This window comes from Chryseobacterium sp. MHB01 (assembly GCF_034651565.1).
In the GTDB taxonomy this organism is placed as follows: Bacteria; Bacteroidota; Bacteroidia; order Flavobacteriales; family Weeksellaceae; genus Chryseobacterium; species Chryseobacterium nepalense.
In genome coordinates this window covers 193,282-212,911 of the sequence record NZ_JAYEDA010000007.1, presented here as the reverse complement: position 1 = coordinate 212,911, position 19,630 = coordinate 193,282, and the positions used below count along the sequence as shown (strand labels likewise).

The window sequence follows — 19,630 nt, the reverse complement described above, 5'->3', positions numbered from 1 at the left end:
CCATGTATCTGAACTGCCATACCTATCATAGCCTGCGTTACGGAACCTTCTCTGTTCAGAGCCTGGTGCAATCTGCTGTAGAAGCAGGCGCTCAGGTGCTTTGCCTTACCGATATCAATACGATGACTGCCATTTATGAGTTTTTAAAAACGTGTAAAGATGCAGGGATTAAACCTGTGGTGGGAATGGAATTCAGGGATGAAGGGAAACTCTTATATATCGCATTAGCAAAAAGTGAACGAGCGCTTTCCGAAATTAACCAGTTATTGACAAGTCATAACTGTGATAATGTTCCCCTGCCACGGCACCATCCCGAATTCAAACAATCTTTTACCATTTATCCCTTAGAAAATTCACCAGTAAATCTCTTGGATCATGAATATATTGGTATACGGCCCGACCAGGTCAATCTATTGTTTCAGAAACAGTGGCGGCAGCTGATCCATAAAATGGTAATCCTTCAATCCGTTACCATTAAGAATGAGCAGGAGTATGAGCTCCATAAGGTATTGCGGGCTATTGACCTGAATACGTTGATTACCTTGCTAAAACCCGATCAGCACTGCCGGGCAGATGAGATCATGCTGCATCAGGAAAAACTGCTGTACTATTTTGAGCGGTATCCGGAGATCGTGAGTAACACGCGAATGATCTTAGGCCAATGTAGTTTTGATTATGATTTTTCCTATCCAAGAAATAAAAAACATTATACGCGCGATAAACAGAACGATATTAAACTGCTTACCTCTCTTGCCTATGCGGGCTTAACAGCCAGATATGGGGATCATCACGTGGCAGCCAGAAAAAGGGTTGAGAAAGAATTGAAGGTGATCGATCAACTTTCCTTCAGTGGTTATTTTCTAATAACCTGGGACATTGTTCGCTACAGCAACAGCATGGGCTTTATGCATATTGGTCGTGGAAGCGGAGCGAACAGCATTATTGCATATTGTCTGGGTATTACCGATATCTGCCCTTTGGAACTTGATTTATATTTTGAGCGTTTTCTGAACCTTAACCGGAAAACGCCGCCTGATTTTGATTTGGACTGGAGCTGGCAGGATCGGGATGTCATTCTGCAATATATTTTTGACCGGTATGGTAAGGACTATGTAGCGTTTTGCGGTACCAATGTGGAATTCAAATACAGATCGATCTTGCGTGAGGTGGGGAAAGTATTCGGGCTGCCTAAAGAAGAACTCGATGCACTGACTACGCAGTCTATGGATTTGCATGATGACAATTCGGTGGTTCGGCAGGTGCATCAATACGGTACGATGCTGGATCAGTTTCCAAACCAACGAAGTATGCATTCCTGCGGGATTTTAATTTCGGAAGAACCGATCAGCAATTATACAGCACTTATTATGCCCCCGAAAGGATTTCCAATTGTACAGTTTGATATGCATACGGCGGAGGAAATTGGTTTTGAAAAATTTGACATCCTGAGCCAAAGAGGAATTGGCAGCATCAATGATGCCGTCAAGCTGATTAGAAGAAACAAAGGTATACAGGTGGATATTCGCAATACCTCCCTGTCCAAGAATGAAAAACAATGCAATGAATTTTTAAGTATTGGAAAAACCATAGGGTGTTTTTATATCGAAAGCCCTGCCATGCGCGGGTTATTACGCCGTCTCAAATGTGATAATTATAAAGTCCTGGTCGCAGCTTCATCGATTATCCGGCCGGGGGTGGCGCAGAGCGGAATGATGAAAGAATATATTTTCCGTCACAATAATCCTAACCAGTTTGAATACTTTCATCCCGTTTTCGAGCAGCAATTGGGAGAAACCTATGGCATTATGGTGTATCAGGAAGATGTGATTAAAATTGCTTTGCATTATGGAGGGCTCCCGGCTACGGATGGCGATGTGTTGCGCCGGGCGATGAGCGGTAAGGGTAGGTCATTGGCTGCGCTACAAAAAGTGAAAGATCACTTTTTTGAATCCTGCAAACGGCTGGGACACCCTGAAGCATTAAGTGCTGAAGTTTACCGTCAGATTGAAAGTTTCGCGGGCTATTCCTTTTGTAAAGCCCACTCTGCTTCTTATGCGGTAGAGAGTTATCAAAGCTTGTATTTAAAGGTGCATTATCCCCTTGAATTTATGGTCGCGGTCATCAATAACCAGGGAGGATTTTACCGCACAGAGGTATATATCCATGAAGCAAGAATGTCAGGCGCCAATATTTTAAACCCGTGTGTCAACATGAGCGAGTACCAGACCACACTGTACGGTAAGGATGTTTATCTTGGTTTCATGCACTTACAATCAATAGAAAAAGCCGTAGCTGAGCTCATTGTAGAAGATCGTGTAATAAGAGGGGCTTATAAATCTCTGGAAGACTTTATCAAGAGAATCCCCATTGGCATAGCTGGAATAGAAATCCTTATTTTTATCGATGCTTTCAGGTTTACAGGCAAACAGAAGAATGAACTGTTAATCGAAGCCAGAATGCTCCTTAACGACTTCAAGCCTGAAAAAAGAATGGAAGCATTGTTTGACGAACCGGTAAAAGAATACCAGCTTCCGGTGCTCAAAAGGGATTTGTTTGAGGATGCTTTCGATGAAATTGAACTTTTGGGATTCCCCGTTTCGGTAAGCCCCTTTGATCTGCTGGTTTCCAGATACCGTGGATCGGTGATGGCTAAGGATTTGGTAAAGCACCACAAAAAACAAATAAAGATGCTGGCTTACCTGATTTCCAGAAAGCATGTGCCTACCAAAAGAGGGACTATGTTCTTTGGAACGTGGATTGACGCAGAGGGCAATTATTTTGACACGGCGCACTTTCCCGATTGTCTGGAGAAGTATCCCTTCAAAGGCGGTGGTTGCTATTTACTGTTAGGAACCGTGGAAGTTGATTTTCATTTCCCGACCATTACTATCATGAAAATGGCCAAAATGCCGTTTATTCCCGATCCGAGGTATTACCATGACGAAGATAAAAGGTATATAGCACATGAGCGGATCAAAGAAGATGTAAGCATGACCCAAAGACAACCCTATCCGCAGGAGCATGAAATTGGATTGCCTCGGTTAAAAATGAAATGATCTTCTTATGTGGTGTACATGACACATCGTGTCGGCCCTATTAGAATTGGGAATCCCTTTCCAAATTCACTAACAATTTATTAACTTTAAGGTCATAGTGCTCAAAGAAATGACCTCCTCTTTAATATCATCTGAAAAAGAACTGCTGCTTCGGTTGCGTGAAGGGGATTACACTGCTTTCGAAACCATTTACAACAAGCACAGTCGCGCCATTGGCCAACGCCTTTTCAGGTTGCTTAAATCCTGGGACCTGGCAGAAGATGTTTTACAGGAACTTTTTATAAAATTATGGAACAGCAGAGGTGTTATAGACCCTGAACGACCGCTGGAGGCCTATTTATACCGTATCTCGGCCAATCTTGTCAACGATTATTTCCGAAATGTCTCCAGGAACAAAAAATTGGCGGAGGAATTATGGCACCGCATTTCGGATGCTTATAATCCTTTTGAAGAGATGTCCGCTGTGGATGCCGACATGGAGCTCTTCCGTTCTATCGATCGGCTTCCTGAGCAACGGAGAAAAGTATTTCTTCTATGCAAAATGGAAAAGAAAAGTTATGCTGAGGTGAGCCGTTTGTTGCAGATTTCAGAAGCTGCGGTTAATGATCACATCACGAAGGCCAACCGATTCTTAAAGAACCATTACAACAGGGCCATCCCGTATGTAGTTGTGTTTTTCTGTCAGAACCTCTTTGGACAGTAATTACAAAGTTAATAATTAAGATGGTGCCTAGCTGTATCGTTTCATTCCCTGTCACCATATCAAGCTCAGGCGAAAGGGGAACGCAAAAATGCTTATCTTTACGAAGAGAGAAACTGTTTTAATAGAATTTCAATGATAAAAGATATTGTTACGGTTTTTTTTAAAAGGAAGTTAAATGTAAGAGATCAGGTGGTTGGACTGTTATAAGAATATGATATTCCTTGGAACTCTCTGGATTCATTTATCGTCCCCTCAACAATTAACTTGCCTATGAAAAAAATACTTTTTTGTTTTATCGCTCTATTTCCCCTATGTACGTTTGCCCAAAATTGTGATTGCCTTGTGAATTTTGATTATACCACCAGTCACATAGCGGATAATTATTCAGGGTACAGCGACAAAGTAAAAAGTAAAAACCTTAATGAGTTTACCAATTTCACCGGACAACTTCGGCAAAGAGCAGCAAAAGCAGCCGGTACGGACTCTTGTTATGTGATATTAAAAACATTTGTTAACTACTTTAAAGATAAGCATCTGCGGGTGCAATTAGACTGGAGATACCGGGAAAAGTATCCCGAGCAGGTTAAACAGCTTAATAAGCTCTTTAAAAAACCGGCTTTACCCGCATCGGATGAGAAATTGAACAATCAAACCAGTATAAAGCAGTTAAGCGCAAGTACAGTACTATTAAGGCTGCCTTCGTTTGAATGGAGTGAGAAAAAAATAATTGACAGCTTGTTTAAAGTTAATGATGAAAGTTTTAAAAAGACAACTAACTGGATCATTGATATTCGTGGTAATGGCGGCGGAACAGACTACGCCTTCAATTCTCTAATGCCGCATATTTACGCCAACCCCATTTATATTAAACCGGATGAGTATCGATCATCAGAAAATAATATCTCTGTTTTGGAAGGTAATTTAAAAGATCCTGACATTTCCGAATCGGCAAAAGAGCTTCTAAGCAACATTATTGGCCTGATGAAATTACATCCTAATCAATTTGTAAATCCATCCGGTAAAGAGTCGTTCGAGGTTAGGCTTGACTCTATTTATTCATTCCCCAAAAAAGTAGCGATTTTAATAGACAGAAACAGTGCAAGCTCTACCGAATCATTTTTGTTGATGGCGATGCAAAGCAAAAAGGTAAAAGTTTACGGAGAAAATTCGGCAGGGATGTTAGATTATAGCAGTAATCAATATTTCGATATTCCATGTGCCGACCTCAATCTTGTTATTCCCATCGCTAGGTCTAAAAGATTACCTCAATATCCTATCGATAATATTGGAATAGCTCCAGACGTCAAGATTAAAGCTACTGAAAGGGACAAAATCAAGTTTGTTCAAAAGCAATTGGAGCGATAAGCAGACATCTTATCCCTTATAAAAGGAATCACTGGAAGGATTTCGGTGTAAATCTCTATACGGGCGTTTCTTCTTGTTATCGGTTAGCACTTCAATGCACCAATGACCCTGGCTCCCGATTATCTTCGGAATTATAAATTCGATCTGTGGTTATTGATATCCAGTACAGAATTTTAAAGTATTTTCATCATACAGCTATTGGTTTCTGCGCAACCTGCGTAATATCCTAAAAACAAGCTGTGGAAAATAATCAAAACATTCAAAAGATTTTCGCCAAATACCTGGATAACACCATCAATGCAGATGAATATAAGGTTTTGGTGCACTATTTTGGAAAGGAAGAGGATGATGGAGAGCTTTATGAATTGGTGCTGAAAGAATTATCCGGTGGGCTTCCCGAGCATAATCATATAAGGTTGGAAAAGGCAGTTGACGCTGTTTCCTACCGATTACGGGAACAATTGCAACCTAAGAAGACAATCAGGCTCGGAAAGTATATCCCCTATGCAGCAGCAGTATTTTTATTTCTTGCTATCGGAATCAGCTTTTATCTTATCTCCACGAATAGCAAGCAAAAAAGAGCCGAGTTTGCTGCGGTTGCAGATGTCAGTCCCGGACAATCCGCAGCCACATTAACCCTTTCCAATGGAAAGAAGATCAGGCTTAATAGTCTTTCTGCCGGTATCCTGGCATCCGAACAAGGTATAGAAGTCACGAAAACAAAGGATGGAGCGGTGGTGTACACGGGCAGAGGAATGAATGAAAGTTCGAATACTGGTGTTAACACCTTATCTACAGCCAATGGACAGACCTACCGGATCACCTTATCTGACGGCAGCAGGATTTGGCTTAATGCCGCTACCACGTTACAATACGCTGCCAACCTGGGTTCCCAGGGAACGCGGAATGTAAAGCTTTTAGCCGGAGAGGCTTACTTTGAGATAACCAAGGATAGGAAACACCCCTTTATTGTTGAAACGCCATCCCAAAAAGTTGAAGTTCTGGGAACCCATTTTAATATCAACAGTTATGCTGATGAAGCTAAGACAGTGACCACGCTTGCAGAGGGCTCGGTAAAAGTGTCAACCCCAGGAGATAAGGATCGTCCCGTCATTCTTAAGCCTGGCCAGCAATCTTTCGCAACTGATAGCCGTATCATTGTTCAGGAAGCGGACCTGCAGTCCGCACTGGCGTGGAAGGACGGTAAAATTTATTTTAAGGATGCCTCGATCCAGGAGGTACTACATCAGGTCAGCCGATGGTACAATATCCAGGTCGAATATAAAGGAGAACCTACCAAAGAGGTATTTAACGGCGGTATTAAACGCAGCGCCAACCTGTCAAGCGTGTTAAGGATACTTGAACTTAGTAATGTGAATTTTAAACTCATCAAAAAAAATGGTGCAACTGTATTAATGGTCGCACAAACGAAATAAATGTCCAGTAGATCACCCATAAACCGCCGTAGCCTATGAAGTAAGTTTTTTTTAAGTTAATAGTTAATGATACCTACGAAAAACCGGAGACATCGTACGAGGATGCTCCGGTTCAGTAGGTCTTGTCAACAACCGGTGCGAACCGATTTTATCAACAATCCGCAAGGCATTGAACATGTTCTCAATGTGACTGCCTTGCATAACCCAAACAAACTTATGACTTTTTCACCAAACTGCCGCTATCGCAAAGGACATAGCCATGCCGTTTATTGGCCGCTTTTTCGGCACCATGAACTCATTACACCCCTAAAAAAAATACTAATGAGGCTTTCTGTTATTCTGATTTTATTGACTTCGACTTTTATGACCGTACTGGCCGCTGACGTACATGCCCAACGTGTTACCATTGAAGCCAAAGCTACACCCATGTACCAGGTTTTTAAACAGATAGAAAGGCAAACGGGCTATCTATTCTGGTACAAAGGAAAAATGATCGGCAAGAATACCCCCGTAACAGTAACGGTAGTCAACGTTCCGCTTTCCGTGGCCTTGGATAAGATCTTTGCCGGTGTACCCTTCGCCTACGAAATTGTTGAAGAAACAATTGTCGTAACAGAAAAGCCCGTCACTCTAGAGAAGAGTGGCAAAGCGCAGGAAAAACAACCTTTAACCGGACTTGTCATTGATGAAAATGGCAGCCCACTGGCGGGTGCTACGGTAACGGTGAAGGGAGGCTCCCAGACGACGATGACCGATAATGAAGGGAAATTTTCTTTCCAAAATATTGAGGAAAGTGCGGTTCTCGTTGTTTCCTATATCGGTTATCAGACCCGGGAAGTTCCTGTGAAAGATGCCGGAAAAATCGTTCTTCAACAAAACGATTCAAAATTAGACGAGGTGCAGGTGATTGCCTATGGGACAACAACAAAACGTTTAAATACAGGATCGGTTGGCAGTATCTCTGCCAAAGATATTGCTCAGCAGCCTGTTAGTAATCCTTTGGCTGCGCTCTCGGGAAAAATTCCGGGTCTGGTAGTAACCCAATCCAGCGGCGTATCCGGCACTTCCTTTAGTATACAGGTTAGGGGGAGAAATTCACTTGCACAAGGATCAGATCCCCTTATCCTTATCGATGGTATTCCTTTTGCACCGCAAAATCAAGGCATTAATGTATTGAGTTCAGCCATTACAAGTAGTAATGGAAGTTCGCTAAGTCCTTTCACGACCATTGATCCTGCCATTATTGAAAGTATTGATGTGCTCAAAGATGCTGACGCAACCGCAATTTACGGGAGCCGAGGTGCCAATGGGGTAATTTTGATTACCACAAAGAAAGGCATGGCCGGTAAAACTAATGTAACGGCCCGGATTGATCAGGGCATACTCTCGGCTCCACGCGGAATGGAACTTATGAATACGGGGCAGTATCTCGATATGCGCCGGGAAGCTTTTTCAAATAGCGGTATTACGCCCACTAATGCGAATGCGCCTGATCTAACCCTATGGGATTCAAAGCGCAATACCGATCTTCAAAAGGATTTAACCGGAAATACCGGATATGCGACCCAAGCCCACCTTTCCCTTTCGGGCGGCGGTAACGCGGTACAGTTTCTGATCAGTGGCGGCTATAACAGGGAAACCAATGTTTTGCCAGGTAAACAGCCCAATACCCGTGGCAATGGGAATTTTAGTTTAACCCACAACTCCCAAGACCGCCGATTAAGTCTTACCCTATCGGGCAGCTTCACAGTAACTAAAAACACGTCAAATTCGGGAGACCTTACCAATTATGCCTTTTTGCCACCAAATATCCCTGAATTCTTTAATAGTGATGGCACGCTAAAATGGAGCGAGGGCGGCATAGAATATGAAAACCCCTATGCTTATCTTAAAAAAAGCTATGAAGCGAAAAGCAACAGTTTTGCCACGAGCCTCAATCTATCATACCGTATCATGGACGGGTTATCAGCAAAGCTACTGGCGGGCTATAACCAGCTCAATGCCAAAGATTACTCAGCATTCCCCAAGAGCTCTAATTCTCCGAGCTTTATCGGTGAGAATGTGGCTTCTCACGGCAACAATGCTTTTACCAGCTATAATTTGGAGCCTCAGCTCACGTATCAAAGGAGGATATGGAAAGGGAATCTTAATTTTCTTGCGGGCGCAACCTTCCATAGGAAGGAAAACGAGCTTACTTACCTGCAACTCCAGGGCTTCGCTTCGGAAGCATTAATGGCTTCCATCCAGGCCGCAAGCACTGTTTCGGCTAAAACAGATAATTATACCGATTATCGGTATACCGCCGGTTTTGCCCGTATCAACTACAACATCAATGATAAATACCTGATTAATCTTACCGGCAGAAGGGACGGCTCAAGCCGTTTCGGACCTGACAACCGTTTTGAGAATTTTGGCGCTATAGGCGCGGCCTACCTGATTTCATCGGAACCTTGGATGGAAAGGTTCAAACCAATAATCAGTTTTTTAAAGTTGAGGGGAAGCTACGGCGTTACGGGTAACGACCAGATTGGCGACTACCAGTACTTAGATTCGTGGGGAAGCTACAGCACTACTTACCAGGGAGCTAATACGTTAGCACAGCTAGGTCTATTTAACGCGGGATATGGGTGGGAAAGAAACGTCAAAACGGAAGCTGCTGTTGATTTTGGCTTTTGGAATGACAAGTTGCTTCTTAGCGCCAATTATTACCGGAATGTAAGTGACAATCAGCTGGTACAATACAAATTGCCCTATATTACCGGTTTTGCCAACATCACCCGTAACCTGCCTGCCAAGGTAGAGAATACAGGCTGGGAGCTGCAACTCACTGGCATGATTATCCAAAAGAAAGATTTGCAGTGGAGCATGGGGGGCAATGTGACCATCCCTAAAAACAAGCTGCTTGAATTTCCAGGCCTTAATGAATCAAATTATGCCTATAAGTACAGCATTGGTTATCCCTTAAGCCTGATCAAAGGATACCAATCAACTGGTTTAGATCCCGCGACCGGTAAGTACACGTATAAAGACCTGAACCAGGATGGGTTCTTAAATACTGCCGATTACGAAAACTTAGGGAGTACGGACCCTAAATACTATGGTGGGATCACCTCGAATTTTAAGTATAAAGGTTTTGAGCTCGATGTTTTTGCAGACTTCCGCAGACAAACGGGAAGGGACTTCCTGTTTTCGATTTATTCTTTGCGAAGAGTCGGTGGGACCATGTTTAATCAACCCGCAGCACTGCTGAATCATTGGACTCCGGCGAATGTTTCAGCGCCCTACGAAAAATATCTTATGAGCGCGACCAGTGAAACCGATAGACTGCCCCTTTCTGACAAGGGCTACAGCGACCAGTCCTTCTTTAGGCTGCGGAACATAGCAGTGGCCTTTAACATACCTTCAAAAGTGATGAGGACATTATCAATACAAAGTGCAAGGGTTTACTTCCAAGCACAAAATCTTTTTACTACTACAAAGACTAAGGGCTATAATCCTGAAACACAACAATTGTATGGACTTGCCCCTCTGAGGGTTTTGAACCTGGGGGCTTCCTTGACTTTCTAAATCCTGAATCAGTATGAAAAAAAAACTTACTTTCTTATACATTTTAGCGCTTACGATTTGTAACACGTCGTGCAAAAAATTCATCGAAGTCGAACAGCCTTCCAACAGAATCACCGGAGATGTTGTATTTCAGGATCAGGCGACGGCATTAGCTGCCGTCAACGGTTGTTACGCAAGGCTTTCTAATATCTCATTAACTTTCGCTAACGGCGGATCATCGGTTTTTCTGGGCATGTATGCAGATGAACTTACAACCAATATAACCGTGACGGACTATACGGATTTTGCTAATTCAAACCTGAGCAGCAATAATTCAATCGTCCTCTCCAACTTCTGGCGAAATGGCTATGAAACCATCTATCAGGTCAACCGCTGTCTCCAGGGACTGCAAAATACCACATCAATCCCTAAGCCTTCACAAGATCAATGGCAGGGTGAGTGTTATTTCCTTAGAGCGTTCTGTTACTTTTACCTGGTCAATCTCTTTGGCGATATTCCCCTTACAACAGTAACGAACTATGAAAATAATTCATTGTTGCCCCGATCGGCATCTGCTGAGGTCTATAAGCAGATGAAAGATGACCTTATAAAAGCAACAACCCTACTAAAACCCGAATACCCGAGTGAGGGTAAATTCCGGGCAAACCGTTATGCAGCCTTAGCATTATTGTCGCGATTGTGTCTGTACGCAGGAGATTGGAAGGATGCTGATAGGTACAGCACTGAAATAATTTCTTCAGGTTTATACCCACTTCCATCACCCGCTAATTCCTTTTTAAAATCAAGTTCAGAAGCCATCTGGCAGACCACGATAGATGGACAAACGGTAAATACCTACGACGGCGGTAGTTTTGTTCCAAGGGTTACCGCTTCGGTGCTGCCTTCCTATCCGATAACCGACATGCTTCGTTTTGCCTTTGAAACCGGCGATCAGCGATACAGCAATTGGGTAGGAAGTAAAACCGTTAATGGCATTTCCTATTATTACCCTAATAAATATAAGAGCCGGGGAACGGCTGTTACCGAAAAAGTCGAGCAGCCAATTATGTTACGGTCTGGGGAGCAATATCTGATTCGTGCTGAAGCGCGGGCAAAGTTGAATGATCTTAGTGGATCTGAAAGTGATTTACGTTTAGTGCGGGCACGGGCAGGGCTAGCAACTGCTTCTTTCGGCAGTGAGAGCGTATTGCTTGCCGCCATTAACAGGGAAAGAAGAATTGAACTTTTTGCGGAATTCGGACATCGCTGGTTCGATCTGAAAAGGAGTAGCCAACTGAACAATACCCTGAGCTATAAAGCAGGATGGCAGGCAACGGACGCCCTGTTTCCCATACCGCAGTCTGAAATCAATGTTGATCCCAATTTAACTCAAAATCCAGGATACTGATATGAATACCTTTAAAATACTTTCATTCTTATTGCTAACGCTTTATCTCAATGCCTCAGCACAAATTAAACCTTTAAAGGTAGGTGACCGTGTACCAGACATAGTGTTTACACAGATGCTCAACCATACCGCATCAAACGCAAAATTATCGGATTTTAAGGGCAAGGCTGTTATCTTAGATTTTTGGTTCCGCGAATGTGGGAGCTGTATCGAACTTTTTCCCGAGCTTAACCGAATCCAGAACAAATATAAAAACGACCTTAAAATAATACTTGTCACCTGGCAATCCAGAAAAAAAATCGAAGAGTTCTGGCGGGAGCATAAAGAGGTTGGAAACCTGATCTTTACGCAGGCTGTAGAAGATTCTACTGCAAGACAGTACTTTCCGGCGACCGCCTTTCCGCACCAAATATGGATCGATAAAAACGGGATCATCAAATCCATCAATGATGGAATGCAGCTAACAGCTGAAAACCTCGAAAAACTCATCCAGGCGAATGATCTGAAATTAAAGGTCAAAGAGGATGAAATTAATGGTGCCATAAGAAATGCTGTTGAGCCCATGGCAGGAATTAAATTTGAGCAGAATAAAGATAAGATTATCCATTATTCATACTTGAGTAAGCCTAGGCCTGAATTTGCAGGAATGAGACAAGTTGGTAAGGATGGCGAGGGAACGGTAAGAGTCAAATTCATGAACGTAGACTATATTTCAATGTACCATTATGCCTACGCAGGAAAGACAGGCGTTCCTTTGGATCCTAAAAGCAGGGTCTTACGAAAAGATCATAATCCATTGCCAAAGGAACCGGATTACAAGGACTTTACCAATGTCTTTTGTTACGATCTCATATACCCCGACACTACTGTCTCCGGCTTTGGATACCGGATGATCAGGGACCTCGATCACTACCTGGGCTTTAAAAGTAGAGAAGTTACCAAAAAAATACTTTCCTATGTGATTGAGCCTGATGGCAGAGGTTTACAATATTTTGAGCCACTGGAAGCGGATAAACGCCCGTATATGACCAATCAGCACCTGGAAAAACTCACGAATGTAGAAATCAATAAAATACCAGCTATGTCGATGGCAACTCAATATATTAGTAGGTCAGATATTCCGGTTGTTTTCAATTGGCCGCTGGACCACAGACGCGTCAGCTTCAAAGTGATATGGGACCCGGAACATTTAGACCTGATGAATGAACAATTGAAAGCGTATAATCTTAAAATTTCCCTTAAAAAATGGAAGACCAAAGTCATTGAGTTAACAGATCCAAAGTAAAGTAGAAATACAGTAGCCGCAGAGGCTACTGTATTTCTGATACTATTGTCTTGTTGTAATTGCCACCGGAGCGCTTCCCACCGGTTCTTCATTACCGGGTGTTCCGGTGATTTGGTTGTAACCATCCGCACAGATATTACTTCCCGGCGTTCCACAATCCTGTTGTTGGTCACTGTCAAGTCTTTGTCCGAGATAATCTCCTGTGTTATGGTCAAACCAATAAAGAACCGTATCATTGGATTTTGTTTCTTTTTGATTTGTTGTGAAGGCGAAAGCGGCTATGGTGCCACCAGCAATTAATAACGCTGCAATGGCTGTTTTTAATGATTTCATTGTGATATATTTTAAGGTTATTAATAATTTGGCAAATGCAATTGCCGTTATTGGATTAAAAAAGATATAGACAAACAAGAGGTCTATGGGTTACTTTAAAATCCTGAGGTGTTAGAGTAATGATATTATAATTCTCACAAGAATCCTTTTTTTCGGTTTTGTCTGACATTACCGTTACATTCATACAAGAAGATTTGGGGTCCGCTTATTTTTTTGCTGCGATATGAAGAATCTTCATGCGTCAGATATTAATATTTTTTGTAGATAGTTATTCGTTACTCCGTGACCTTCCATTGATCGCGATCTTTAGGAGGTGGATCTGACAGGATAATACTGCCTTCCAAATTTATCGTATCTCTGGAAGAGCCTGATTGGTAGGTCATATCAGCACTATCTGCTTTTGTCTGCAACCCTTTGTTTACAGATTTGCTACTAATGTGCTGAATTTTCCCTTCGTCCTCGTCCAATCCACTACACGAGTAAAGTGACATCATAAACACTATGGGCAAAATTGTGGAGATAATCGTTTTCATAGGTAAGTAGTTTTGAGATTATCCCGGCCGGATCTATTTGAATTCTGAGATCGAAGGTAGCAAGCTTTTTTAGCCGAAAAAACTGACTTCTGCACCAATTCCAGAATAGGGGCGCACTGATTCATGAATTAGTGCATTGTTAAATAATTGAAAGACAAAATGTTAAAATAATATTCAATAGGTTTTGGCAAACGAGGGTTTCACTATTTCCAATTGCGTGATTTTCCTTAAATTTGATAGGAAAGTGCCTATTCCAATGAATATAAAAGTTCGTATTTGTATTCTGCTTCACTTCCTATTTTTCTTTCAGCCTCTCTTCGCACAAAGAGAGGAAATCAGTGGCTACTATAAAATCAAAAAGAATTATGAAAATAGGTTAGAGAATGATGCAAGTGTTTTACCCCTAGTACAAAAGTTTATTAACAAAGCCCGACATGAAAAAGAATATGCGAAACTGGTGGAGGGTTATAAAGACGGTCTGCTGTTCTCCATTTCCGCTGACCGCAAACTAAAATATGCCGACAGTGCATTATGGGCTGCAAAATTGACAAGGGATGATGACCTGATCGGAAGAGCGCATACCTCAAAAGGCATCGTATACTATTTTCATTTAAAAAAATATAATCTGGCACTTCAGGAATTGCTCATCGCCTACGATTATAGTCAGAAAAGCGGCAATCAGTATGATAAAAATAAAGTGTTGTACCTGCTGGGAGTTGTCAAAAGCTATATTGGTTATTATGAAGAGGCACTTATTATATTTCGACAAACAAAGGTGTTTTTCGAGGAAGAATCTGCAAAGGACCAACACTCCAATCTTGTGTATGGAAACAAAAGAGGATACTACAACACTTTACACCAGATGGCGGTATGTTACCGGAATTTAGGTCATCAAAAATTAGCTGATTCAATAACTGATGTAGGGCTGTCCGGCATTGGCATGGACAAAGACTATAAGCAGGAAAAGGGATATTTTTTAAAAGAAAAAGGAATATCCGAGTTTAATAAGAGAGATTATACAAATGCCCTCAATTCTCTGCAGGAAGCAACACTTGATATTGCTGCTGTTAACGATTTTTCGTGGATGACCGTATGCTACTCCTACATAGGTAAAACATACAAAGAGCTTGGTGACAAAGATAGGTCGCTTCGGTTCCTTCGTAAAGTAGATTCAATTTTCGACACGCATCATTTTATCCTTCCGGAAGTCAGAAGCAGTTACGAACTAATGATCGACCACTATCGAGAGTCTGGTGATTTAAAAAAACAGCTCTATTATACAAAACAACTTTTAAAAGCAGATGAGCAGATCTCCCGTGACTTCAAACACCTTTCTTCTAAAATACACAGAGAGTATGACACAAAGATATTGCGTGAAGGAAAGAGTCTATTAGAGAAAAAAATTAGCCGGGAGGTGTGGCTAACCCGTATATGGTGCACACTTACCGTAGGATTAATAATAATCCTGTTATTCAGATACAGAAGAGAGCAGCAAATTCGTAATAAATATCTTTCCCTTGAGCGCAAGATCTTAAGTGCTCATGCACCTGGTGAAATAAACGGTATTAAAGAAACGCCAGAGAATAATATAAGTGCCGAAACAAAGATAAGGGGCGACCTTTTAAGAAAATTACAAGAGTTTGAGGATAGATATGAGTTTACAGAAAGCGGACTTACTCTTGGCAAACTAGCCCTACGATTCCATACCAATCAAAAATACCTATCATCAGTAATCAACGAATCCAAAGGAATGAATTTTAACAGGTATATCAGTGAGTTAAGGATTTCATTTATTACAAAAAAATTGTATAACGAAAAAAAGTATCTCTATTACAAAATCGAAACTTTGGCGGAAGAGTGTGGGATTGCTTCCCGCAACAATTTTTCAGATTTATTCTTTCAGATTAACGGCATTCGGCCCACTGATTTTATTAGAAAAAGGCTTGCTGACATTACTAATGAAGAAGTGAAAAAAGGCAATAATCGAGAAACGCCTGATAAATAAACATATCAGGCGCTTAAGGTAGTCAATGTTATTTCCTACATCAACTGTAATTTTTGTTCTAAGATATCCATATCGCTTCCAACCCTGGTATCAAGGAGTTTCGCATAATGTTGCGTCGTCTTAATATTAGTATGACCCAGCATTCGGGATACGGTTTCTATCGGGACATTATTTGAAAGTGTTATTGTTGTAGCAAAGGTATGGCGGGCTTTATGGAAGGTGAGTTCCTTTGTAATCTCGCATAGATCGGCAATCTCTTTAAGATAACTGTTCATTTTTTGATTACTTAAAACAGGTAGAGCCAATCCTTTAGCTGCGCTTGGAGGATAGTCGGAGTATTTATTGATAATAGCAAGAGCGTTGGGGAGTAAAGGGATATTGGAATTGATCTCAGTTTTAGCCCTGCTTGTCAATATCCATAATTTGTTATCGACCCCTTTAGCAATATCCGTGGTGCGAAGCTGCTTAACGTCGATATAAGATAATCCGGTATAACAGCAGAACACAAAAATGTCACGAACATGATTTAGTCGATCGATTCTGAATTCTTTATTTTCAATTCTCTCCAGCTCTGCCTTTGTTAAAAATTCTTTTTCTTTGGCTTTTACCTTTGTTTTATACAAAAGAAAAGGATTTTCTTTAACCCATCGGTGTGCCAGGCAAAGGTTCATGATCTTTCTGAAATTCTTGATGTATTTGGCAGTGGTTACGGCAGAGCAATTCGCTGATGATCGCAAATAAAATTCAAAACCCACTATAAAGGCATGATCAACATGCCGGATATCAATATCCGATGTTTTATATTCCTTCTCTATATATTGCTGGATATGGCTTGATGTCGTTTTGTATCCTTTTAGGGTATTCTCTTTGAAACCGTTCCCAAGCAGAGCTTCCATTTTTTTATTATGGTCAGAAAACTGCTGTATTAAGGTTCTGCGCTCAATATCCTTTCCTACGAATTTTTGCTTAAGGATTTCCGCGGTTATTTCGGCTCCGCTTTTAAGTAATTCCAAGTGTATGTTCATTACCTTATGCTCAAGTGCATCAAGGTATAGATTCAGCGTTTTGATTTCCTCCTTGGTACCAGAGGCTCTATTTGCTTTAGAATTCCAACGGGTCGGATCACATTCACGGTTCGTCGAAATTTCCTTTGGAACTCCGCTAACAGTGATACGCATATAAATTGGTTTAGGTCCGGCTAAGTAACCTTTAGGTTTCTTCAGGTAGAAGAGTAGTGAATAATTTGCACTCATGATTTTACTCATTAGGTTAAACAAAGTTAGCCCTGCAGTAAAATGAAGTCAAGATGTCCAATATTTGGACTTGGTTATCAGAGTGTTATCTGTTTTCCAGTGAGTAAATATTTTCAAAGAAGCAACTCACCGAATGACTCACTTTTCTTTTGAGAATATTTGAATATTTTGGTACCCATGTAAACTAAAAAAAACCTGCATATCATATGATTTGCAGGTCTTTACAAGCTTTCGCTTGCTAATAAGTAGCCCGTAGGGGAATCGAACCCCTCTTACCAGAATGAAAATCTGAGGTCCTAACCGATAGACGAACGGGCCAACTATACTTATTAAGCTAGTTTATTAACGTGCTTAGTTAATTTGCTTTTTAAGTTAGCAGCTTTGTTTTTGTGGATAATATTTTTCTTAGCTAATTTATCCAACAAAGCGATAACTTTTGGCAATTGCTCTGTAGCAGCAGCTTTGTTTTCTTCATTTCTTAACACCTTCATTGCTGTTCTAGCAGTCTTGTGGTAGTATCTGTTACGAAGTCTTCTTACTTCGTTTTGTCTAATTCTTTTTAATGCTGATTTATGATTTGCCATATCGTTCAAATGTGAGTGCAAAAGTAAAAACTTTTTTTTTATCTGCCAAATTTATCTTTAAAAATTTTTAATTTTCTTCTGATAAATATTTTCGGAGTTTTCCTATTGCCTGTTCTATTTTAATATTCTCTTCTTCTCTTTCTAATTTTTTGATGGTTGCGGTAAGCATGGCCATCGCGTTGTTCCATTCTCCAGTGGTGTTGGTGAAGGTAAGTCCGTCAATCGTTACTGCAAAATCGACTCTTTCTTCTGTCCTGTAAAGTCTGAAACTTATTTCATCATCATTGCCTGTAATCCCGTCTTCATTGATTCTTAAATCGTAACTTTTTGGGTTAGAGTGGATTTTTTTGAAAAGCAATTTCGCTTCCTGTATTTTTAAATCCGGCATGATATACATTTGTGGCTTTGAAAGAATAACTATTCTTTTTTGAAGCGGTGCAAAGATAATATTTTTTTCTTTTCAACAAAATGCCTCTGTCTATTTTTGGGTGTTTTTTAAGATAAATAATTCATAATGTGTATCATTTTTTTATTAGGATTATTGGGTTTGGAAAGTCGTCTGATGGTAAAATGAATTATAAGTAATAAAATTGAATGATGAAAATGAATGTAATTATTTATCTAATTACAGTCAAAAAAATCTCCAATCTTTACAGATCAGAGATTAATTGTATGTCGTAGCCTATAGGGGAATCGAACCCCTGTTGCAAGAATGAAAATCTTGAGTCCTGACCACTAGACGAATAGGCCAAATTTTGAGGTTGCAAAAGTAGTTATTAACTTTTTAACTTCAAAATTATATTGCTTTATTTAGCTACTTTTTGGATGACCGTATTCTTAATGCCTTTATTTTCAAGATCTTTCTGAAGTTTTACTGCATCTTCCAGTGTCTGTACTTTTCCATACGTATAATAGAAAACACCGTTTTCCTTATTTCGTTCTACGTCCTTCAGGTTTTGCAGGATAAATGAATTTCCGTTCAGTTTATCACCTGCATACACTTCAATTGTGTAGTATCCTGTATTCAGCTTTTGATTCGGCATAAAACCTACCGCATATGCATTTCGGAATCCCGCATCTTTAGCTGTTTTGATATTAATATCCCGCACAGAAGCGAGATTTGTGACACCGTAATAGTATTTATACTGTCCGTTTTCCTTAATGGGAAGAATGTAGTTTAATCCTTTTAATGCAGGGTCTCCGTCGTTGTATTTTGTTGGAGAGCTTAGAAGTAAAATTCTGAAGTCATTTTTCAGGGCAACTTCCACAGGTTTTTCCGGTTCCGGTTTTTTCGTTGATGCAGCATATCCTGATTTACGGTCTACCGCTTTTTTGTAATCAATAACCGCTCTGTAAATACTTTCTGCAATTTCATCCTGTCCTTTATCTGAAGCAAGGTAATGGCTTTCTTCGGGATGGTTGATAAAACCAGTCTCAATAAGAACGGAAGGCATCGCATTCATACGAAGAACGTGCAGGTTTTTCTGGAAAACACCACGCGAGCTTCTTTTGTCTTTATTAACAAAGTTGTCTTCCACAAGACCGCCCAGAAGCAAGCTGGATTCCAGGTATTTGCTTTGCTGAAGTTTCAGTGCAATCAGGGATTCCGGTGAACTCGGATCGTAAGAACCGAAGGTCTGTTTGTCTTTTTCGTCAAGAAATATCACGTCGTTTTCCCTTTTGGCAACTTCAAGATTAGTGTCATTCTGGTCCGGCCCCTGTACAAAAGTTTCCGTTCCGTAGGCGGTAGGCTTTTTGGAAGAGTTGCAATGTATTGAAATAAAAAGATCCGCTTTGCTTCTATTGGCAAGGTTGGTTCTGTCCGACAATGAAGGGTATTCGTCTATTTTTCGGGTATAAATTATTTTGAAATCTTTATTTTTTTCGAGCATTGCTCCAACTTTTAAGGTAATGGCAAGCGTGATGTCTTTTTCAGCAATCCTGCCTATATCTTCATAAGTTCTGTTAGCCCCATGGTCATTTCCCCCATGTCCTGCATCCAGAACAATGGTGAATTTCTTTTGCGAAAAAATAAAGTTGATCGAAAGAAGAAGGAGAAATGATAAAATTATTTTAAAATTTACTTTGTGCATCCTACAGTTTTAAAAATTATATTAATTTTG

General features: G+C 40.7%; 14 protein-coding genes and 2 tRNA genes. 8 read left to right on the top strand and 8 right to left on the bottom strand.

Features of this window, described 5'->3' with window-relative positions; all coding sequences use genetic code 11:
- The first annotated feature begins 2 nt into the window (after positions 1 to 2).
- From U9K52_RS13275 to U9K52_RS13245, 7 genes are all read left to right on the top strand, one after another.
- Positions 3 to 3,056 (top strand): DNA polymerase III subunit alpha, encoded by a 3,054-nt coding sequence (locus U9K52_RS13275; protein ID WP_322926981.1) that lies wholly within the window; start codon positions 3 to 5, stop codon positions 3,054 to 3,056.
- 109 nt (positions 3,057 to 3,165) lie between these two features.
- The gene (locus tag U9K52_RS13270) at positions 3,166 to 3,759 is read left to right on the top strand and encodes an RNA polymerase sigma factor (protein WP_322926980.1); all 594 of its coding nucleotides are present in this window, start codon (positions 3,166 to 3,168) and stop codon (positions 3,757 to 3,759) included.
- A gap of 270 nt (positions 3,760 to 4,029) precedes the next feature.
- A complete protein-coding gene (locus U9K52_RS13265; RefSeq protein ID WP_322926979.1) occupies positions 4,030 to 5,124 on the top strand; it encodes a S41 family peptidase in 1,095 nt (364 codons plus the stop codon).
- Positions 5,125 to 5,363: 239 nt separating this feature from the next.
- Positions 5,364 to 6,560 carry a FecR family protein gene (locus U9K52_RS13260; protein ID WP_322926978.1) on the top strand — a complete coding sequence of 399 codons (1,197 nt, stop codon included), beginning with the start codon at positions 5,364 to 5,366 and terminating at the stop codon, positions 6,558 to 6,560.
- A gap of 321 nt (positions 6,561 to 6,881) precedes the next feature.
- Positions 6,882 to 10,127, top strand: coding sequence for a SusC/RagA family TonB-linked outer membrane protein (locus U9K52_RS13255; RefSeq protein ID WP_322926977.1), 3,246 nt, complete (start codon positions 6,882 to 6,884; stop codon positions 10,125 to 10,127).
- 13 nt (positions 10,128 to 10,140) lie between these two features.
- Positions 10,141 to 11,514 carry a RagB/SusD family nutrient uptake outer membrane protein gene (locus tag U9K52_RS13250; RefSeq protein WP_322926976.1) on the top strand — a complete coding sequence of 458 codons (1,374 nt, stop codon included), beginning with the start codon at positions 10,141 to 10,143 and terminating at the stop codon, positions 11,512 to 11,514.
- Position 11,515: 1 nt separating this feature from the next.
- Positions 11,516 to 12,799 carry a TlpA family protein disulfide reductase gene (locus tag U9K52_RS13245; RefSeq protein ID WP_322926975.1) on the top strand — a complete coding sequence of 428 codons (1,284 nt, stop codon included), beginning with the start codon at positions 11,516 to 11,518 and terminating at the stop codon, positions 12,797 to 12,799.
- 42 nt (positions 12,800 to 12,841) lie between these two features.
- On the opposite strand, the gene U9K52_RS13240 is transcribed toward U9K52_RS13245, so the two are convergent.
- Both U9K52_RS13240 and U9K52_RS13235 read right to left on the bottom strand, forming a co-directional pair.
- Complete coding sequence (locus U9K52_RS13240; RefSeq protein ID WP_322926974.1) at positions 12,842 to 13,132, bottom strand: hypothetical protein; 291 nt, start codon at positions 13,130 to 13,132, stop codon at positions 12,842 to 12,844.
- 275 nt (positions 13,133 to 13,407) lie between these two features.
- On the bottom strand, positions 13,408 to 13,665 hold the full coding sequence (locus tag U9K52_RS13235; RefSeq protein WP_322926973.1) for a hypothetical protein: 258 nt from the start codon (positions 13,663 to 13,665) through the stop codon (positions 13,408 to 13,410).
- Positions 13,666 to 13,921: 256 nt separating this feature from the next.
- On the opposite strand from U9K52_RS13235, the gene U9K52_RS13230 reads away from it, so the two are divergent.
- Positions 13,922 to 15,670, top strand: coding sequence for an AraC family transcriptional regulator (locus tag U9K52_RS13230; RefSeq protein ID WP_322926972.1), 1,749 nt, complete (start codon positions 13,922 to 13,924; stop codon positions 15,668 to 15,670).
- Between the two features lie 35 nt (positions 15,671 to 15,705).
- Here U9K52_RS13230 and U9K52_RS13225 read toward each other — a convergent pair whose 3' ends face one another.
- The 6 genes from U9K52_RS13225 to U9K52_RS13200 form a co-directional block, all read right to left on the bottom strand.
- Positions 15,706 to 16,923, bottom strand: coding sequence for a site-specific integrase (locus U9K52_RS13225; protein ID WP_322927036.1), 1,218 nt, complete (start codon positions 16,921 to 16,923; stop codon positions 15,706 to 15,708).
- A gap of 246 nt (positions 16,924 to 17,169) precedes the next feature.
- Positions 17,170 to 17,241, bottom strand: a tRNA-Glu gene (locus tag U9K52_RS13220).
- 11 nt (positions 17,242 to 17,252) lie between these two features.
- Positions 17,253 to 17,507 carry a 30S ribosomal protein S20 gene (gene rpsT / locus U9K52_RS13215; protein ID WP_072883895.1) on the bottom strand — a complete coding sequence of 85 codons (255 nt, stop codon included), beginning with the start codon at positions 17,505 to 17,507 and terminating at the stop codon, positions 17,253 to 17,255.
- 67 nt (positions 17,508 to 17,574) lie between these two features.
- The gene (locus U9K52_RS13210) at positions 17,575 to 17,895 is read right to left on the bottom strand and encodes a hypothetical protein (protein WP_263601680.1); all 321 of its coding nucleotides are present in this window, start codon (positions 17,893 to 17,895) and stop codon (positions 17,575 to 17,577) included.
- A gap of 290 nt (positions 17,896 to 18,185) precedes the next feature.
- Positions 18,186 to 18,257 (bottom strand) — tRNA-Glu (locus tag U9K52_RS13205).
- A 56-nt stretch (positions 18,258 to 18,313) separates the two neighbouring features.
- Positions 18,314 to 19,600, bottom strand: coding sequence for an N-acetylmuramoyl-L-alanine amidase family protein (locus tag U9K52_RS13200; RefSeq protein WP_263601679.1), 1,287 nt, complete (start codon positions 19,598 to 19,600; stop codon positions 18,314 to 18,316).
- Positions 19,601 to 19,630 lie beyond the last annotated feature (30 nt).

What these genes read in the sequence shown, in the direction of transcription:
- U9K52_RS13275 (WP_322926981.1), top strand. Translation starts at nt 3, where the DNA reads ATGTATCTGAACTGCCATACCTATCATAGCCTGCGTTACGGAACCTTC.
- U9K52_RS13270 (WP_322926980.1), top strand. Translation starts at nt 3,166, where the DNA reads ATGACCTCCTCTTTAATATCATCTGAAAAAGAACTGCTGCTTCGGTTG.
- U9K52_RS13265 (WP_322926979.1), top strand. Translation starts at nt 4,030, where the DNA reads ATGAAAAAAATACTTTTTTGTTTTATCGCTCTATTTCCCCTATGTACG.
- U9K52_RS13255 (WP_322926977.1), top strand. Translation starts at nt 6,882, where the DNA reads ATGAGGCTTTCTGTTATTCTGATTTTATTGACTTCGACTTTTATGACC.
- U9K52_RS13250 (WP_322926976.1), top strand. Translation starts at nt 10,141, where the DNA reads ATGAAAAAAAAACTTACTTTCTTATACATTTTAGCGCTTACGATTTGT.
- U9K52_RS13245 (WP_322926975.1), top strand. Translation starts at nt 11,516, where the DNA reads ATGAATACCTTTAAAATACTTTCATTCTTATTGCTAACGCTTTATCTC.
- U9K52_RS13240 (WP_322926974.1), bottom strand. Translation starts at nt 13,132, where the DNA reads ATGAAATCATTAAAAACAGCCATTGCAGCGTTATTAATTGCTGGTGGC.
- U9K52_RS13235 (WP_322926973.1), bottom strand. Translation starts at nt 13,665, where the DNA reads ATGAAAACGATTATCTCCACAATTTTGCCCATAGTGTTTATGATGTCA.
- U9K52_RS13230 (WP_322926972.1), top strand. Translation starts at nt 13,922, where the DNA reads ATGAATATAAAAGTTCGTATTTGTATTCTGCTTCACTTCCTATTTTTC.
- U9K52_RS13225 (WP_322927036.1), bottom strand. Translation starts at nt 16,923, where the DNA reads ATGAGTGCAAATTATTCACTACTCTTCTACCTGAAGAAACCTAAAGGT.
- rpsT (WP_072883895.1), bottom strand. Translation starts at nt 17,507, where the DNA reads ATGGCAAATCATAAATCAGCATTAAAAAGAATTAGACAAAACGAAGTA.
- U9K52_RS13210 (WP_263601680.1), bottom strand. Translation starts at nt 17,895, where the DNA reads ATGCCGGATTTAAAAATACAGGAAGCGAAATTGCTTTTCAAAAAAATC.
- U9K52_RS13200 (WP_263601679.1), bottom strand. Translation starts at nt 19,600, where the DNA reads ATGCACAAAGTAAATTTTAAAATAATTTTATCATTTCTCCTTCTTCTT.